This window comes from Streptomyces humi (assembly GCF_001005085.2).
Lineage (GTDB): Bacteria > Actinomycetota > Actinomycetes > Streptomycetales > Streptomycetaceae > Streptomyces > Streptomyces humi.
Window position 1 is genome coordinate 23,492 of the sequence record NZ_LBMU02000052.1, and the last position, 17,045, is coordinate 40,536.

Annotated in this window: 12 protein-coding genes and 1 tRNA gene; 2 read left to right on the plus strand and 11 right to left on the minus strand. The window is 68.0% G+C overall.

Features of this window, described 5'->3' with window-relative positions; translation table 11 throughout:
• Positions 1-153: 153 nt before the first annotated feature.
• The 10 genes from AAW13_RS23790 to AAW13_RS23840 form a co-directional block, all read right to left on the minus strand.
• Entirely contained in the window at positions 154-4,053 is a 3,900-nt protein-coding gene (locus tag AAW13_RS23790; protein WP_046731106.1) for a DNA-directed RNA polymerase subunit beta', read from the minus strand.
• 97 nt (positions 4,054-4,150) lie between these two features.
• Positions 4,151-7,636, minus strand: a complete 3,486-nt coding sequence (gene rpoB, locus AAW13_RS23795; RefSeq protein WP_046731105.1) for a DNA-directed RNA polymerase subunit beta — start codon at positions 7,634-7,636, stop codon at positions 4,151-4,153.
• 555 nt (positions 7,637-8,191) lie between these two features.
• Positions 8,192-8,575: a 50S ribosomal protein L7/L12 gene (gene rplL / locus AAW13_RS23805; RefSeq protein WP_107483391.1), complete on the minus strand. Its 384-nt coding sequence runs from the start codon at positions 8,573-8,575 to the stop codon at positions 8,192-8,194.
• Positions 8,576-8,720: 145 nt separating this feature from the next.
• Positions 8,721-9,251 (minus strand): 50S ribosomal protein L10, encoded by a 531-nt coding sequence (rplJ, locus tag AAW13_RS23810; protein WP_046731104.1) that lies wholly within the window; start codon positions 9,249-9,251, stop codon positions 8,721-8,723.
• Positions 9,252-9,597: 346 nt separating this feature from the next.
• Positions 9,598-10,467, minus strand: a complete 870-nt coding sequence (locus AAW13_RS23815) for an SCO4651 family lipoprotein (RefSeq protein ID WP_046731103.1) — start codon at positions 10,465-10,467, stop codon at positions 9,598-9,600.
• A gap of 366 nt (positions 10,468-10,833) precedes the next feature.
• Positions 10,834-11,559, minus strand: coding sequence for a 50S ribosomal protein L1 (rplA, locus tag AAW13_RS23820; protein WP_046731102.1), 726 nt, complete (start codon positions 11,557-11,559; stop codon positions 10,834-10,836).
• 81 nt (positions 11,560-11,640) lie between these two features.
• A complete protein-coding gene (rplK, locus tag AAW13_RS23825) occupies positions 11,641-12,075 on the minus strand; it encodes a 50S ribosomal protein L11 (protein ID WP_037858373.1) in 435 nt (144 codons plus the stop codon).
• A 192-nt stretch (positions 12,076-12,267) separates the two neighbouring features.
• Positions 12,268-13,122, minus strand: a complete 855-nt coding sequence (nusG, locus tag AAW13_RS23830; RefSeq protein WP_046731101.1) for a transcription termination/antitermination protein NusG — start codon at positions 13,120-13,122, stop codon at positions 12,268-12,270.
• An 80-nt stretch (positions 13,123-13,202) separates the two neighbouring features.
• The gene (secE, locus tag AAW13_RS23835) at positions 13,203-13,487 is read right to left on the minus strand and encodes a preprotein translocase subunit SecE (RefSeq protein ID WP_046731100.1); all 285 of its coding nucleotides are present in this window, start codon (positions 13,485-13,487) and stop codon (positions 13,203-13,205) included.
• Positions 13,488-13,593: 106 nt separating this feature from the next.
• Positions 13,594-13,666, minus strand: a tRNA-Trp gene (locus AAW13_RS23840).
• Positions 13,667-13,927: 261 nt separating this feature from the next.
• Between AAW13_RS23840 and AAW13_RS23845 the strand changes: the two genes are divergently transcribed.
• Together AAW13_RS23845 and AAW13_RS23850 are read left to right on the plus strand one after the other, a co-directional pair.
• Entirely contained in the window at positions 13,928-15,154 is a 1,227-nt protein-coding gene (locus tag AAW13_RS23845; protein ID WP_046731099.1) for a pyridoxal phosphate-dependent aminotransferase, read from the plus strand.
• A 180-nt stretch (positions 15,155-15,334) separates the two neighbouring features.
• Positions 15,335-16,375 carry an adenosine deaminase gene (locus AAW13_RS23850; protein WP_046731098.1) on the plus strand — a complete coding sequence of 347 codons (1,041 nt, stop codon included), beginning with the start codon at positions 15,335-15,337 and terminating at the stop codon, positions 16,373-16,375.
• Here the strand turns inward: AAW13_RS23850 and AAW13_RS23855 are convergent, their stop codons facing one another.
• Complete coding sequence (locus AAW13_RS23855) at positions 16,376-17,041, minus strand: hypothetical protein (RefSeq protein WP_046731097.1); 666 nt, start codon at positions 17,039-17,041, stop codon at positions 16,376-16,378.
• Between the last annotated feature and the right edge of the window lie 4 nt (positions 17,042-17,045).

The following is a 17,045-nucleotide window of genomic DNA, read 5'->3' on the forward strand; positions in this document are numbered from 1 at the left end:
CGCGGCCGGCACGGTCCCGGTTCCGCGCGCCGGCTGCATGCCGGGAACGGCTGAACCGGGGCTCACCCTCACTCGTCGTCCCCGCGCGGCGGGCCCTGGCACGCCGAAGGGCGGCCACCCCGTGCCGGGGTGACCGCCCTTCAGAACCCGCTGCTACTGGTTGTACGGACCGTAGTCGTAGTCCTCCAGCGGCACGGCCTGGCCGGAGCCCGTGCCGAACGGCGAGTAGTCGATGTCGTCGTAGCCGACGGCCGAGTACATCGCGGCCTTGGCCTCCTCGGTCGGCTCCACCCGGATGTTGCGGTAGCGGGACAGACCCGTACCGGCCGGGATGAGCTTACCGATGATGACGTTCTCCTTGAGGCCGATGAGCGAGTCCGACTTGGCGTTGATCGCCGCGTCGGTGAGGACTCGCGTCGTCTCCTGGAAGGACGCCGCCGACAGCCAGGACTCCGTGGCCAGCGAGGCCTTGGTGATACCCATGAGCTGCGGACGACCGGAGGCCGGGTGACCGCCCTCCTGGACCACACGACGGTTCTCGGTCTCGAACTTCGAGCGCTCGACCAGCTCACCGGGCAGCAGCTCGGCGTCGCCGGACTCGATGATCGTCACCCGGCGCAGCATCTGCCGGATGATGATCTCGATGTGCTTGTCGTGGATCGACACACCCTGCGAGTTGTAGACCTTCTGGACCTCGCCGACCAGGTGGACCTGGACGGCACGCTGACCCAGGATGCGCAGCACGTCGTGCGGGTTGGTGGCACCCACGGTGAGCTTCTGGCCCACCGAGACGTGCTCGCCCTCGCTGACGAGGAGTCGGGCGCGCTTCGAGATCGGGAACGCCGTCTCGTCGCTGCCGTCGTCCGGCGTGATGACGATCTTCTTGGTCTTCTCGGTCTCCTCGATGCGGACACGGCCGTCCGACTCGGAGATCGGGGCGACACCCTTCGGGGTACGGGCCTCGAAGAGCTCGACGACACGCGGCAGACCCTGGGTGATGTCGTCACCGGCCACACCACCGGTGTGGAAGGTACGCATCGTCAGCTGGGTACCGGGCTCACCGATGGACTGGGCGGCGATGATGCCGACCGCCTCACCGATGTCGACCAGCTTGCCGGTGGCCAGCGAACGGCCGTAGCACATGGCGCAGGTGCCGACGGCGGACTCACAGGTCAGGACCGAACGGGTCTTGACCTCCGAGACGCCACGGGCCACCAGCTCGTCGATGAGGACGTCACCGAGGTCGGTGTTGGCCGGGGCCAGCACCACGCCGTCGACGACGATGTCCTCGGCCAGCGCACGGGCGTACACGCTGGTCTCGACGTTCTCGGCCTTGCGCAGCACACCGTCCGCGCCGACCTCCGCGATGTGCAGCTTGAGGCCGCGCTCGGTGCCGCAGTCCTCCTCGCGGATGATGACGTCCTGCGAGACGTCCACCAGACGACGGGTCAGGTAACCCGAGTCGGCGGTACGCAGGGCGGTGTCGGCGAGACCCTTACGGGCACCGTGCGTGGAGATGAAGTACTCCAGCACGGACAGGCCCTCACGGAACGAGGCCTTGATCGGACGCGGGATGGTCTCGTTCTTCGCGTTCGACACCAGACCACGCATACCGGCGATCTGCCGCATCTGCATCATGTTTCCTCGGGCACCCGAGTCAACCATCATGAAGATGGGGTTGGTCTTGGGGAAGTTCGCGTTCATCGCCTCGGCGACCTCGTTGGTCGCCTTGGTCCAGATCGCGATGAGCTCCTGCGTGCGCTCTTCCTTGGTGATCAGACCGCGCTCGTACTGCTTCTGGACCTTCTCGTCCTGCGCCTCGTAGCCGCGGACGATCTCCTTCTTCGCCTCGGGAACGACGACGTCGGAGATGGCCACGGTGACACCGGAACGGGTCGCCCAGTAGAAGCCGGCCGCCTTCAGGTTGTCGAGCGTCGCCGCCACGATGACCTTGGGGTAGCGCTCGGCCAGGTCGTTGACGATCTCGGAGAGCTGCTTCTTGCCCACCGAGTAGTCGACGAACGGGTAGTCCTCGGGCAGCAGCTCGTTGAAGAGCGCGCGGCCCAGGGTGGTGCGCAGCCGGAAGGTGTCACCGGTCTGGTACTCCGGCTCGCCCTCCTCGGCGGCCGGCGGGGTCCAGCCGCGCGGCGGGATGGTGCCCACCGGGAAGCGGATGTCGATCGCCGACTGAAGCGCCAGCTCGCCGGCGTCGAACGCCATGATCGCCTCGGCCGTGGAGCCGAAGGACCGGCCCTCGCCCTTGGTGTCACGCAGTTCGCCGTCGGTGGTGAGGAAGAACAGACCGAGGACCATGTCCTGGGTCGGCATCGTCACCGGACGGCCGTCGGCGGGCTTGAGGATGTTGTTCGAGGACAGCATCAGGATGCGGGCCTCGGCCTGCGCCTCCGCGGACAGCGGCAGGTGCACGGCCATCTGGTCGCCGTCGAAGTCCGCGTTGAACGCGGTGCAGACGAGCGGGTGGATCTGGATGGCCTTGCCCTCGACCAGCTGCGGCTCGAAGGCCTGGATGCCGAGGCGGTGCAGGGTGGGCGCACGGTTCAGCAGCACCGGGTGCTCGGCGATGACCTCTTCGAGGACGTCGTACACGACGGTGCGGCCGCGCTCGACCATCCGCTTGGCGCTCTTGATGTTCTGCGCGTGGTTCAGGTCGACCAGGCGCTTCATCACGAACGGCTTGAAGAGCTCCAGCGCCATGGCCTTCGGCAGACCGCACTGGTGCAGCTTCAGCTGCGGACCGACGACGATCACGGAACGCGCCGAGTAGTCGACACGCTTGCCGAGCAGGTTCTGACGGAAACGACCCTGCTTGCCCTTCAGCATGTCGCTGAGGGACTTCAGCGGGCGGTTGCCGGGGCCGGTGACCGGGCGACCACGACGACCGTTGTCGAAGAGGGCGTCCACGGCCTCCTGGAGCATGCGCTTCTCGTTGTTCACGATGATCTCGGGGGCACCGAGGTCGAGAAGGCGCTTCAGGCGGTTGTTCCGGTTGATCACACGGCGGTACAGGTCGTTCAGGTCGGAGGTCGCGAAGCGGCCACCGTCCAGCTGCACCATCGGGCGGAGGTCCGGCGGGATGACCGGCACGCAGTCCAGCACCATGCCCTTGGGGCTGTTGCTGGTCTGAAGGAACGCGGAGACGACCTTCAGGCGCTTGAGCGCACGGGTCTTCTTCTGGCCCTTGCCGGTGCGGATGATCTCGCGGAGCTTCTCGGCCTCCTCGTCGAGGTCGAAGGACTCCAGGCGCTTCTGAAGCGCCGCGGCACCCATCGAGCCGTCGAAGTACGTGCCGAAGCGGTCACGCAGCTCGCGGTAGAGGAGCTCGTCGCCCTCCAGGTCCTGGACCTTGAGGTTCTTGAAGCGGGTCCAGACCTCGTCGAGGCGGTCGATCTCGCGCTGCGAACGGTCGCGCAGCTGCTTCATCTCGCGCTCGGCACCCTCGCGCACCTTGCGGCGCACGTCGGCCTTGGCGCCCTCGGCCTCCAGCTCGGCCAGGTCGCTTTCCAGCTTCTTGGCGCGGGCCTCCAGGTCGGCGTCCCGGCGGTTCTCGACCTGCTGGCGCTCCACGGAGACGTGCGCCTCCAGGGAGGGCAGGTCGCGGGTACGGCGCTCCTCGTCGACGAACGTGATCATGTACGCCGCGAAGTAGATGACCTTCTCGAGGTCCTTCGGCGCCAGGTCCAGCAGGTAGCCCAGGCGGCTCGGGACACCCTTGAAGTACCAGATGTGCGTGACGGGCGCGGCCAGCTCGATGTGGCCCATCCGCTCACGGCGCACCTTGGCGCGGGTCACCTCGACGCCGCAGCGCTCACAGATGATGCCCTTGAAGCGGACGCGCTTGTACTTGCCGCAGTAGCACTCCCAGTCCCGGGTGGGGCCGAAGATCTTCTCGCAGAAGAGCCCGTCCTTTTCCGGCTTGAGCGTGCGGTAGTTGATGGTCTCGGGCTTCTTGACCTCGCCGTGGCTCCACTGACGGATGTCGTCAGCGGTGGCCAGGCCGATCCGGAGCTCGTCGAAGAAGTTGACGTCGAGCACTATGCGTCAATCCCTCTCAGGGTCGTGAGTCTGTGGTCTGAAACGGGGGCCTGGGGGTCGGCGGGGCCCTGATGGCTCAGGGCCCGCCGGACTCCCGTCAGACCTCTTCGACGCTGCTCGGCTCGCGCCGGGACAGGTCGATGCCGAGCTCCTCCGCAGCGCGGAAGACGTCCTCGTCGGTGTCACGCATCTCGATGGACATACCGTCGCTGGACAGCACCTCCACGTTCAGGCAGAGCGACTGCATCTCCTTGATGAGGACCTTGAAGGACTCGGGGATGCCGGGCTCGGGGATGTTCTCGCCCTTGACGATGGCCTCGTAGACCTTCACGCGGCCGGTGACGTCGTCGGACTTGATGGTCAGCAGCTCCTGGAGGGCGTACGCGGCGCCGTAAGCCTCCAGCGCCCACACCTCCATCTCGCCGAACCGCTGGCCACCGAACTGGGCCTTACCACCCAGCGGCTGCTGGGTGATCATCGAGTAGGGGCCGGTCGAACGGGCGTGCAGCTTGTCGTCGACCAGGTGGTGCAGCTTCAGGATGTACATGTAGCCGATGGAGATCGGGTCCGGGAACGGCTCACCGCTGCGGCCGTCGAACAGCCGCGCCTTGCCGGACGGCTGCACCAGGCGGTCGCCGTCGCGGTTCGGGATGGTGTGCTGGAGCAGACCCGCCAGCTCGTCCTCGCGGGCACCGTCGAAGACCGGGGTGGCGACGTTGGTGCGCGGGGCGACCTGGTCGGCACCGATGACCTGGAGCCGCTGTGCCCAGTCCTCGGCGAGGCCGGAGACGTCCCAGCCGCGGCTGGCGAGCCAGCCGAGGTGGATCTCCAGGACCTGTCCCGGGTTCATTCGGGACGGCACACCGAGCGGGTTGAGGATGATGTCGACCGGGGTCCCGTCCTCGAGGAACGGCATGTCCTCGATGGGCAGGATCTTCGAGATGACACCCTTGTTGCCGTGCCGGCCGGCGAGCTTGTCACCGTCGGTGATCTTGCGCTTCTGCGCGACGTAGACGCGCACCAGCTGGTTCACACCGGGGGGAAGCTCGTCGCCCTCCTCGCGGTCGAAGACGCGCACACCGATGACCTTGCCGGTCTCGCCGTGCGGCACCTTCAGCGAGGTGTCACGGACCTCACGGGCCTTCTCACCGAAGATCGCGCGCAGCAGGCGCTCCTCGGGCGTCAGCTCGGTCTCACCCTTCGGGGTGACCTTGCCGACGAGGATGTCACCGGCGATGACCTCGGCGCCGATGCGGATGATGCCGCGCTCGTCGAGGTCGGCGAGGACCTCCTCGGAGACGTTCGGGATGTCCCGGGTGATCTCCTCGGGGCCGAGCTTGGTGTCACGGGCGTCGACCTCGTGCTCCTCGATGTGGATCGAGGAGAGGACGTCGTCCTGCACGAGGCGCTGCGACAGGATGATCGCGTCCTCGTAGTTGTGACCCTCCCACGGCATGAACGCCACGAGCAGGTTCTTGCCGAGGGCCATCTCGCCGTTCTGGGTGGCCGGACCGTCGGCCAGCACCTGGCCGGTGATGATGCGGTCGCCCTCGTTGACGATGACCTTCTGGTTGACCGAGGTGCCCTGGTTGGACCGGGAGAACTTGGCCAGGCGGTACGTGATGTACGTGCCGTCGTCGTTGGCGGTGGTGATGTAGTCCGCGGAGACCTCCTGGACCACACCGTCCTTCTCGGCCTTGACCACGTCACCGGCGTCGACGGCGGAGCGGTACTCCATGCCGGTGCCGACGAGCGGGGCCTCGCTCTTGATCAGCGGCACGGCCTGGCGCATCATGTTCGCGCCCATGAGGGCACGGTTGGCGTCGTCGTGCTCGAGGAACGGGATCATGGCGGTCGCGACCGACACCATCTGGCGCGGCGAGACGTCCATGTAGTCCACGTCGTCACCGGCGACGTAGTCGACCTCGCCGCCACGACGGCGGACCAGCACGCGGGCCTCGGAGAAGCGCATGTCGTCGTTGAGGCCGGCGTTGGCCTGCGCGATGACGAAGCGGTCCTCCTCGTCGGCGGTCAGGTAGTCCACCTCGTCGGTGACCTGGCCGTCGACGACCTTGCGGTACGGGGTCTCGACGAAACCGAACGCGTTGACCCGGCCGTAGGAGGCGAGCGAGCCGATCAGACCGATGTTCGGGCCTTCGGGCGTCTCGATCGGGCACATGCGGCCGTAGTGCGACGGGTGCACGTCACGGACCTCGAAGCCGGCCCGCTCACGGGAGAGACCACCCGGGCCAAGAGCCGACAGACGGCGCTTGTGGGTGAGACCCGACAGCGGGTTGTTCTGGTCCATGAACTGGGACAGCTGGCTGGTGCCGAAGAACTCCTTGATGGAGGCGACGACCGGCCGGATGTTGATCAGGGTCTGGGGCGTGATCGCCTCGACGTCCTGGGTGGTCATGCGCTCGCGGACGACGCGCTCCATCCGGGCCAGGCCGGTACGGACCTGGTTCTGGATGAGCTCGCCGACGCTGCGCAGACGACGGTTGCCGAAGTGGTCGATGTCGTCGGTCTCGACGACGATCGTGCCGCCGCTGTCACCGGTCGTCTCGGTCTCGCCGGCGTGCAGCTTGACCAGGTACTTGATCGTCGAGATGACGTCCTCGACGGTCAGGATGCCGGCGTCCAGCGGGGCGTCCGCGCCCAGCTTCTTGTTGACCTTGTAGCGGCCGACCTTGGCGAGGTCGTAGCGCTTCGGGTTGAAGTACAGGTTCTCGAGCAGCGTCTGCGCGGCCTCACGCGTGGGGGGCTCGCCCGGACGCAGCTTGCGGTAGATGTCGAGCAGCGCGTCGTCCTGGCCCTGGGTGTGGTCCTTCTCCAGGGTGGCGCGCATGGACTCGTACTCGCCGAACTCCTCGAGGATCTGCTCGGTGGTCCAGCCGAGCGCCTTCAGGAGGACGGTCACGGACTGCTTGCGCTTGCGGTCGATACGGACACCGACCATGTCGCGCTTGTCGATCTCCATCTCCAGCCAGGCACCCCGGGACGGGATGATCTTGGCCGAGAAGATGTCCTTGTCGGACGTCTTGTCGATGGAGGAGTCGAAGTAGACACCGGGCGAACGGACCAGCTGCGACACCACGACACGCTCGGTGCCGTTGATGACGAAGGTGCCCTTGTTCGTCATGAGCGGGAAGTCGCCCATGAAGACCGTCTGGGACTTGATCTCACCGGTCTCGTTGTTGGTGAACTCGGCCGTGACGAAGAGCGGGGCGGCGTACGTGAAGTCGCGCTCCTTGCACTCGTCGATGCTGTTCTTAGGCGGCTCGAAGCGGTGGTCGCGGAACGTCAGCGACATCGACCCGGAGAAGTCCTCGATCGGGGAGATCTCCTCGAAGATCTCCTCCAGACCGGACTTGGTGGGGACGTCCTGACCTGACTCCAGAGCCTCCTCGACCCGACTCTGCCAGGCGGTGTTGCCGAGCAGCCAGTCGAAGCTCTCGGTCTGCAGCGCGAGCAGGTTGGGAACCTCGAGAGGCTCCTTGATCTTTGCAAAAGAGATGCGCAGCGGGGCGGTGCTGGCGCCGTTGTTCATATTCGCGTTCGAGGCAGTGCGCGAGGCGGCCAAGAGGGGGTCCTTCCGAGGGCTCGGACTCACTACGCGCTCCCCGGTCCCTTCCCGGGACACAGAGACAGAAACCCCAGTTCAGAGGAGGTTCGTCGTCGGCGTTCGGGTGAGGGCAGACCCCTGGTGACGGGCAGGGGGCAGCTAACAGGCAGCGCAAAGGGTCAGTGTAGCCACTTGGCACACTGATGTCCAGTCCCCATTTTCTGAGACCCTCTTCATCGTCAACGCCTGCGTCATGCCTGCCCTCAACGCACGTTGATACTGCCCTCTTCGTCGCCGATCCATGCCTCGGATTCGGACCGTTCTGGCGACGCGTCCTGAGAATTGCGCGCTGCGTGCGGTTCGTCAAGGCCCCGCTGCGCAAACCCGGCGCGCCGGAGACAACGACGAAGATCACCATACCCCCCGCCGTCACGGGTGCAAGGCAACCGTGGTCGGCCTCCCGGAAACGCCGAAGAGCGACCACCCGGATGGATGATCGCTCTTCGCGGTCTGCGCGTTACAGCCCCCGAGGGGGTGTTTCAGCACACAGAGGTCTTTGCGACCTCGGAGGTGTTACTTGACCTCGACGGAGGCGCCGGCGCCCTTGAGGGACTCGGCGGCCTTCTCCGCGGCCTCCTTGGCGACCTTCTCGAGGACGGGCTTCGGGGCGCCGTCCACGAGGTCCTTGGCCTCCTTCAGGCCGAGCGAGGTGAGCTCACGCACGACCTTGATGACCTGGATCTTCTTGTCGCCGGCGCCGGTGAGGATGACGTCGAACTCGTCCTGCTCCTCGGCGGCCTCGGCCGGGGCGGCCGGACCGGCCGGACCCGCGACGGCAACCGCGGCGGCGGCGGTGACGTCGAACTTCTCCTCGAACGCCTTCACGAACTCGGAGAGCTGGATGAGGGTCATGCCCTCGAACTCGGCGAGCAGTTCGTCCTGGGTGAGAGCCACGATGGCTTTCCTTTCAGTGATTCGGCTGGTGCCGTATGTACATGTCTGGCGGGCGTGCGCCTTGCGGCGTTACTGCGTAGACGTTCGGCCCGCTACGACCGCTTTCCTCGGCGCTGGGCCTCAGGCGGCGGTCATTTCGCGAGCCGAGTTACTCGGCACCGCCCTGCTCGTCCTGCTTGGCGCGAAGCGCGTCCACGGTGCGGACGAGCTTCGACGGGAGCGCCTGGAAGACCTGAGCAGCCTGCGTCTGCTTGCCCTTCAGGGCGCCCGCCAGCTTGGCGAGCAGAACCTCGCGGGACTCGAGGTCCGCGAGCTTCTTGATCTCGTCGGCGGACAGCGCCTTGCCGTCAAGGACACCGCCCTTGATGACGAGGTTCGGGTTGTCCTTGGCGAAGTCACGAAGACCCTTCGCCGACTCCACCGGGTCACCGGTGACGAAGGCGACCGCCGTCGGACCGTTGAACAGGTCGTCGAGCGTCGTGATCCCGGCCTCGTTGGCCGCAATCTTGGTCAGCGTGTTCTTCACCACGGCGTACTGGGCGTTCTCACCGAGCGAGCGGCGCAGCGTCTTGAGCTGCGCCACGGTGAGACCCCGGTACTCGGTCAGCACGGCGGCGCTCGAGCTGCGGAACTGCTCCGTCAGCTCGGCTACCGCGGCAGCCTTGTCGGGCCTTGCCATAGAGCGTCGGCCTCCTTCCGGGTGATGAGGACCGCTCGGAAGGGGCTGGGAAAACGAAACGCCCCGGCGCAGGCGCACGGGGCGTAGCTCGACCGGGCACACACGCGCGGGGCGCATGTTCCAGGAGCTCTTCCACGGTCACCTGCGCGGGTCGTCCGCGGTTCAGCGGATCCTTCGGCCACCGCACGCTCTCACGAGCACACGGCAACGACCAGCGGTCTTTGGCTTCACGAGGAGGGTACGGGACCGGCGCGCTGTCAAGCAAATCGGCTCCGTACGGCCACTCCCACGACCGCTTGCACGGCCATTCCCACGACCGCTCCCATGGCTTCTCCGGCGGCTTCTCTCACGACGCGGGCGCGCCGCTGCCGCCCTGTCTCCCCAGCAGCGTCCTGAAGTCCTCGGTGTCGCCGGCCGGCGGCTGGCGCGCGCTGACCTTCACGCCGTAGTCGCTGTAGTACGCGGTCTGGGTCATCGTGCCGCTCGCCGTGTCGGCCTTCTCGACCTTCTTGACCAGCAGGTTCTTGCCGTCGACCCAGATGTCCACGGTCTCCCCGGCCACCCCGGCTCCGCTGAGCTGCCGGTGCAGCTCGCCGTCGCCGGCCAGGTCGGAGAGGCGCACCGTGCCCCTGTAGTGGGCGGTGGGCGCACCGGATATCCGCTCCTCGCCGACCTTGCGTACGTCCCCGGAGGCCAGCAGCAGTCGTACCGACTGGTTGGGGGTGGTGTTGCGCATCAGGTCCGTCATCATCGCGCCGGAGCCGCTGCCGAGCGTGGCCAGGTAGGCGTACGGGTACCGGATCCAGTGCTTGCCGCCGAGCTGCCGGGCGAATCCCCCGCCGACCTTGGCGTAGTACGCGTCCGGGAGGTAGCGGGTCTCCATGGAGGTGGAGTCGAGCTTCCGCATCAGGTCGGCGGTGCTGCCGCCGGTGTAGGTGATGGTGAGGGTGCCGGTGAGGCCCTTCCGCCAGCCGAGGGTGCCCTCGGCCCTGGTGGACATCAGGGCGCCCAGGGTGGTGGTGGAGCGGACCCTGACCGACCGGGCCCGGTGCGTGGACCGCTCGGCGGAGCGCAGGGCCGCCAGGGAGCGGGCATCGTGGGTGGCGGTCCCGCTTCCGGAGCCGCGGTCCGCCGAGGAGGTGCATGCGGCCGGCCCGGCCAGCGCCATGGCCGCCGCGAGCGCCAGGGCCACCCGGCGCACACCCCTGTTCGTCATCCCGGCCCACCCCCCGATACGAGTCCCGCCCCCTCGACGCTAACCCAGGCCACCGACACCGTGCGGGAAGTCGACGAGGGCCGGGGAGCCGTCGTACCCGGACCGGACCACCCGCCGGAAACCCGGCAGGCCTCGTCACCTCGCCGCCGGGAGACCCGACAGGCCCCGCCACTGCGAAACACGACGAGCCCCGCCGCCGGGAAACACGACGAGCCCCGTCGCCGCGAAACACGACGAGCCCCGCCGCCGGGAAACACGACAGGGCCATCGCCGGGAAACGCGACGGGCCCCGCGATCCTCTCGGATCGCGGGGCCCGCCCTGGTGCTGACGCGTCCCTGACGCGGCTACCGGACCGAGCGCGTGGCTCAGACGGCGGCCGGGTCCTCCTCGACGAGGAGGTTGCGGGTGCGGTTGGAGTCGACCGGGATGCCGGGGCCCATCGTGGTGCTGATGGCGGCCTTCTTGATGTAGCGGCCCTTGGCGGCGGACGGCTTCAGACGGAGGATCTCCTCCAGCGCGGCGCCGTAGTTCTCCACCAGCTTGTCGTCCTCGAAGGACGTCTTGCCGATGATGAAGTGCAGGTTCGAGTGCTTGTCGACGCGGAACTCGATCTTGCCGCCCTTGATCTCGGTCACGGCCTTGGCGGTGTCCGGGGTCACGGTGCCGGTCTTCGGGTTCGGCATCAGACCACGCGGGCCGAGGACGCGGCCGAGGCGGCCGACCTTGCCCATGAGGTCCGGGGTGGCGACGACGGCGTCGAAGTCCAGACGGCCCTTCGCCACCTCGTCGATCAGTTCGTCGGCGCCGACGATGTCGGCGCCCGCGGCACGCGCGGCCTCGGCACGGTCACCGGTCGCGAAGACCAGGACCCGGGCGGTCTTGCCGGTGCCGTGCGGGAGGTTCACGGTGCCACGGACCATCTGGTCGGCCTTGCGCGGGTCGACACCCAGACGGAAGGCGACCTCGACGGTGCCGTCGAACTTGGTCGTGGAGGTCTCCTTGGCGAGACGGACGGCCTCGAGCGGGGCGTACAGCTTCTCCCGGTCGATCTTCTCGTCCGCAGCGCGAAGGGCCTTGCTGCGCTTGCTCACAACTTGCTCCTGTGTGTTCTGAAGGAGTCGTGGTGTACGGGCCGAGCAGGCCCTACCACGGTGGTTCTACGAAGGTGGGGTTCAGCCCTCGACCGTGATGCCCATGGAACGGGCGGTGCCGGCGATGATCTTCGACGCGGCGTCCAGGTCGTTGGCGTTCAGGTCGGGGAGCTTGGTCTGCGCGATCTCGCGGACCTGCGCCTCGGTGATCTTGGCGACCTTGGTCTTGTGCGGCTCGCCGGAGCCCTTCTCGACACCAGCGGCCTTGAGGATCATCTTCGCGGCCGGCGGGGTCTTGGTGACGAAGGTGAACGAGCGGTCCTCGTAGACCGTGATCTCCACCGGGATGACCCAGCCACGCTGCGACTCGGTCGCGGCGTTGTAGGCCTTGCAGAACTCCATGATGTTGACGCCGTGCTGGCCGAGCGCAGGACCGACCGGCGGGGCCGGGTTCGCCGCACCGGCGTTGATCTGGAGCTTGATGAGCCCCGTGACCTTCTTCTTCTTGGGAGGCATAGCTCTCCGGGTCCTTTCATTTCGGGTCCTGCCCGCGTCCGGGGACCACCCGGTCACAGGCATACCGCACAACGATAACGGGTATAGATGCGCGGCCAAAAACCGAGCAGGTCAGGCAAGTGCCTGACCTGCTCGGAAGCTGTACGTCCCGCTGGTGGGCGTGACGTCCGGAAGAAACTGGTTCTGAAGAAACTAGTTCTTCTGGATCTGGTCGAAGGACAGCTCCACCGGCGTCTCGCGCCCGAAGATCTCCACCAGGCCCTTGACCTTCTTGGAGTCGGGGTTGATCTCGTTGATGGTGGCCTGGAGGGTGGCGAACGGACCGTCGGTGACGGTGACCGAGTCGCCCACCTCGAAGTCCAGCACCTGGACCTCGACCTTGCGCTGCGGCGCCGGCTTGCCCTCGGCCTCGGCGGCCTCGCGGGCCGCCTTCTCCTCGGCCTCCGGAGCGAGCATCTTGACGATCTCGTCCAGGGTCAGCGGGTAGGGGTCGTAGGCGTTGCCGACGAAGCCGGTGACACCGGGCGTGTTGCGGACGACGCCCCAGGACTCGTTGGTCAGGTCCATACGGACCAGGACGTAACCCGGCAGCTTGTTCTGCTTGATCGTCTTGCGGTCGCCGTTCTTGATCTGGACGACCTCTTCCTGCGGCACCTCGGCCTGGAAGATGTAGTCCTCGACGTTCAGCGAGACGGCGCGCTGCTCCAGGTTGGTCTTCACGCGGTTCTCGTAGCCGGCGTAGGTGTGGATGACGTACCACTCACCGGGGAGCGTGCGCAGTTCCTCGCGCAGCGCCTGGACGGGGTCGACCGGCTCGGCGGGCTCTTCTTCCTCGGCGGCCTCGTCCTCGAGTTCTTCTTCCTCGTCGGCCTCTTCCGCTTCCTCGTCCTCGTCCTCGACGTGGACCGCGGTCTCCTCGGCCGGCTCCCCCAGTGCGGCCTCGGCAGCCTCGAACTCGTCCTGCTCGTCCGCGCCCTCGACGATGTCCAGCTCGTCGTCGACGGTCTCGGCGGGCTCGACGGCGTCGTTCAGGTTCGGGTCAGACACGATGGCTGCTTCTTCCTGGATACATAGGGGTGGAACATGCGAAAACGGGCGCCGCTACCACGGCGCCCTTCGCTCTGTGCTCAGCCGAAGACGTACTTGGCAGCGTGGTTGAGTCCATAGTCAATCACGGTCACCAGAGCGATCATGATGGCGACGAAGAAGATCACCACGGTGGTGTACGACGTCAGCTGGTTGCGAGTCGGCCAGACGACCTTGCGGAGTTCCGCGATGATCTGGCGGTAGAAGGTGGCGAGGCGCTTCAGCGGGCCCTTCTTGGCACGCTTACCGCCCTTGCGGGCCTTCTTCTGGGACTCGGGCACCTCATCGGCATCAGGCGTGTCGATGGAGCCCACGGCGTCCGTCATTCGTCCTCACCTGATCCCGGGTCGGCCGTGCCGCGCCCGGTTCCAGAGCCGCACGGCGGTGCAATGCTTGTACGTACATGCGCACACATCCTGGCGGTGTGTGTAGCAGGGCCGGAGGGACTTGAACCCCCAACCGCCGGTTTTGGAGACCGGTGCTCTACCAATTGAGCTACGACCCTTTGGTGTGTCCCCCAACGTACCGCATCCGGACGGGTGCTCGGTGTGCACCGGCTCGACCGCGGCTGCTGAAGGCCAACGAGGTGAGAGTGTACGTGCTCCGTGGCGTCGCGTCGAACAGAAAGCGGCAGTCCGGGGCGGCCGTACCGAAGATCGTCCTGGCCGGGGGCCGGATCCGCACGCTTGTTCATGGTTCGGCCCGTAGCTGTTCAGTCTGTGAAACCGGCGTGCCGGGCAGGTTTCCGGTCTGAAACGATGGGTCCATGAGCGCTGCAACCCCTCCCACCGAGCGCCGGGTCTCCGCCCGAGTCGGCGCGATCTCCGAGTCCGCCACCCTCGCCGTGGACGCCAAGGCCAAGGCCCTGAAGGCCGCCGGGCGCCCGGTGATCGGCTTCGGCGCCGGTGAGCCCGACTTCCCGACTCCGGACTACATCGTCGAGGCCGCCATCGAGGCCTGCAAGAACCCGAAGTACCACCGCTACACCCCGGCCGGCGGTCTGCCCGAGCTGAAGGCCGCGATCGCCGCCAAGACGCTGCGCGACTCCGGCTACGAGGTCGACGCCTCCCAGGTCCTCGTCACCAACGGCGGCAAGCAGGCCATCTACGAGGCCTTCGCCGCGATCCTCGACCCGGGTGACGAGGTCATCGTGCCCGCCCCTTACTGGACGACGTACCCGGAGTCCATCCGTCTCGCCGGCGGTGTCCCGGTGGAGGTCGTCGCCGACGAGACCACCGGCTACCGGGTCTCCGTCGAGCAGCTGGAGGCGGCGCGCACCGAGAAGACGAAGGTCGTGCTGTTCGTCTCACCGTCGAACCCGACCGGCGCGGTCTACAGCGAGGCCGAGACCGAGGCGATCGGCCGCTGGGCCGTCGAGCACGGCCTGTGGGTCCTCACCGACGAGATCTACGAGCACCTCGTCTACGGCGACGCGAAGTTCACCTCGCTGCCGGCGATCCTCCCTGAGCTGCGCGACAAGTGCATCGTCGTCAACGGCGTCGCCAAGACGTACGCGATGACCGGCTGGCGGGTGGGCTGGGTCATCGGCCCCAAGGACGTCGTCAAGGCGGCCACCAACCTCCAGTCGCACGCCACCTCGAACGTCTCCAACGTGGCGCAGGTCGCCGCCCTGGCCGCCGTCTCCGGCGACCTGGAGGCCGTCGCGAAGATGCGCGAGGCCTTCGACCGGCGCCGCAAGACCATCGTCCGCATGCTCAACGAGATCGACGGCGTCCTCTGCCCGGAGCCCGAGGGTGCCTTCTACGCCTACCCGTCGGTCAAGGCCCTGCTCGGCAAGGAGATCCGCGGCCGGCGCCCGGCCTCCTCGGTGGAGCTGGCCGAGCTGATCCTGGAGGAGGCCGAGGTCGCGGTCGTGCCCGGCGAGGCCTTCGGCACGCCGGGTTACCTGCGGCTGTCGTACGCGCTCGGTGACGAGGACCTCGCCGAGGGCGTCAGCCGGATGCAGAAGCTGCTGGCCGAGGCGAAGGACTGACGTCCGGTCCCGCCCCTCCACGCGCGCGTGCGGGCCGTCTCCCTGCGGGGAGGCGGCCCGCTCCCGTGTGCGCCACGGATCCGCTCCCGTGTGCGCCACGGATCCGCTCCCGTGTGCGAGCAAGGCCACTAAAGGGGAATCGGCTACCGGTACGACAGGTGCGTACGGCAGGATCCTGGGATGGAGCACGTACGTGATGTCTCTGAGCTGCCGAAGGCTCATCTGCATCTGCACTTCACCGGTTCGATGCGGCCGGGAACCGTCCTGGAACTGGCCGACAAGTACGGCGTACGCCTCCCCGAGGCGCTGACCGACGCGCTGACCAGCGGGGAGCCGCCGAGACTGCGGGCCACCGACGAACGGGGCTGGTTCCGCTTCCAGCGGCTGTACGACGCCGCGCGCTCCTGCCTGAGAGAGCCCGAGGACATCCGGCGGCTGGTGCGGGAGGCCGCCGAGGAGGACGTCAGGGACGGCTCGGGCTGGCTGGAGATCCAGGTGGACCCGACGTCGTACGCCCCGCGTCTGGGCGGTCTGATCCCGGCCCTGGAGATCATTCTGGACGCGGTCGAGACGACCTCACGAGAGACCGGGCTCGGGATGCGCGTCCTGGTGGCCGCGAACCGCATGAAGCACCCTCTGGACGCCCGCACGCTCGCCCGGCTCGCGGTGCGGTACGCGGACCGGGGCGTGGTCGGCTTCGGTCTCTCGAACGACGAGCGGCGGGGCATGGCCCGGGACTTCGACCGGGCGTTCCACATCGCCCGCGAGGGCGGGCTGCTGGCGGCCCCGCACGGCGGCGAGCTGACGGGTCCGGCGTCGGTGCGTGACTGCCTGGACGACCTGCACGCCTCCCGGATCGGGCACGGGGTGCGGGCAGCGGAGGACCCGCGGCTGCTCAAGCGCCTGGCGGACCGGGAGATCACCTGCGAGGTCTGCCCGGCCTCCAACGTGGCCCTGGGCGTCTACGAGAAGCCCGAGGACGTCCCCTTGCGGACGCTCTTCGAGGCGGGTGTCCCGCTGGCCCTGGGCGCCGACGACCCGCTGCTGTTCGGCTCCCGGCTGGCCGCCCAGTACGACATCGCGCGCCGCCACCACGCCTTCACGGACGCCGAACTGGCGGAGCTGGCCCGGCAGTCGGTACGGGGCTCGGCGGCGCCGGAGGACACCAAGGCGAAGCTCCTGGCGGGCATCGACGCCTGGCTCGTCGCCCCGCCGTCCTGATCAGGGTCTTCGGAAGTGGGCGTACGGCGGGTACGCCTTGAAGCACACCAGCACCTCGACCGGGTGCCCGCCGCCCGGCGGCTGTCGGAGCCCCCACAGCCCCGACACGAGGGCCGCGTGACCGCTGGTCACGTTCTTCTGGCGCGGGCCCCAGCCGGCCGCGTAGGCCAGGGACATGGCGCTCTCGGCGAAGGCCTCCCGGTCGCCGAAGAGGAAGAACGTGTTCGCGTGGGTGGTGTGCCGCAGCTCGTCGCGGCGGCCGGCATGCCGCTGCCGCGCGCGCCACAGGGCCGCGTCCCGCGCGGTGCGCGCCTCGTCGGTGCGGACGGTGAGCGGGGTGCCCTGCCGCAGCCGGTGGCGCAGTTCGGGCCACCGGGAGGCCCGCAGCCCGAGCGTCTCGTGGACCAGGACGAGGTCGACGAGCGGCCCCTGGCCCTCGTCGGGCGGCACGGCGTCGCGCAGCGGCACATGGACGATCGTGTGCCGTGAGTACGCGGCGAAGGAGAACATCCCGGCGAGCCGGTTGAGCCCGTCGTGGTCGCCCATGAGCGAGCCGATCGGCGCGGGCGCGCGCAGTGAGGTGTGGCGCAGCGGCTGCCAGGGCTGGACGACCCGGTGTCCGTGCGGTCCGGTGCGGGGCCGGTACTCGCGCAGTCTCAGCCGCATACGG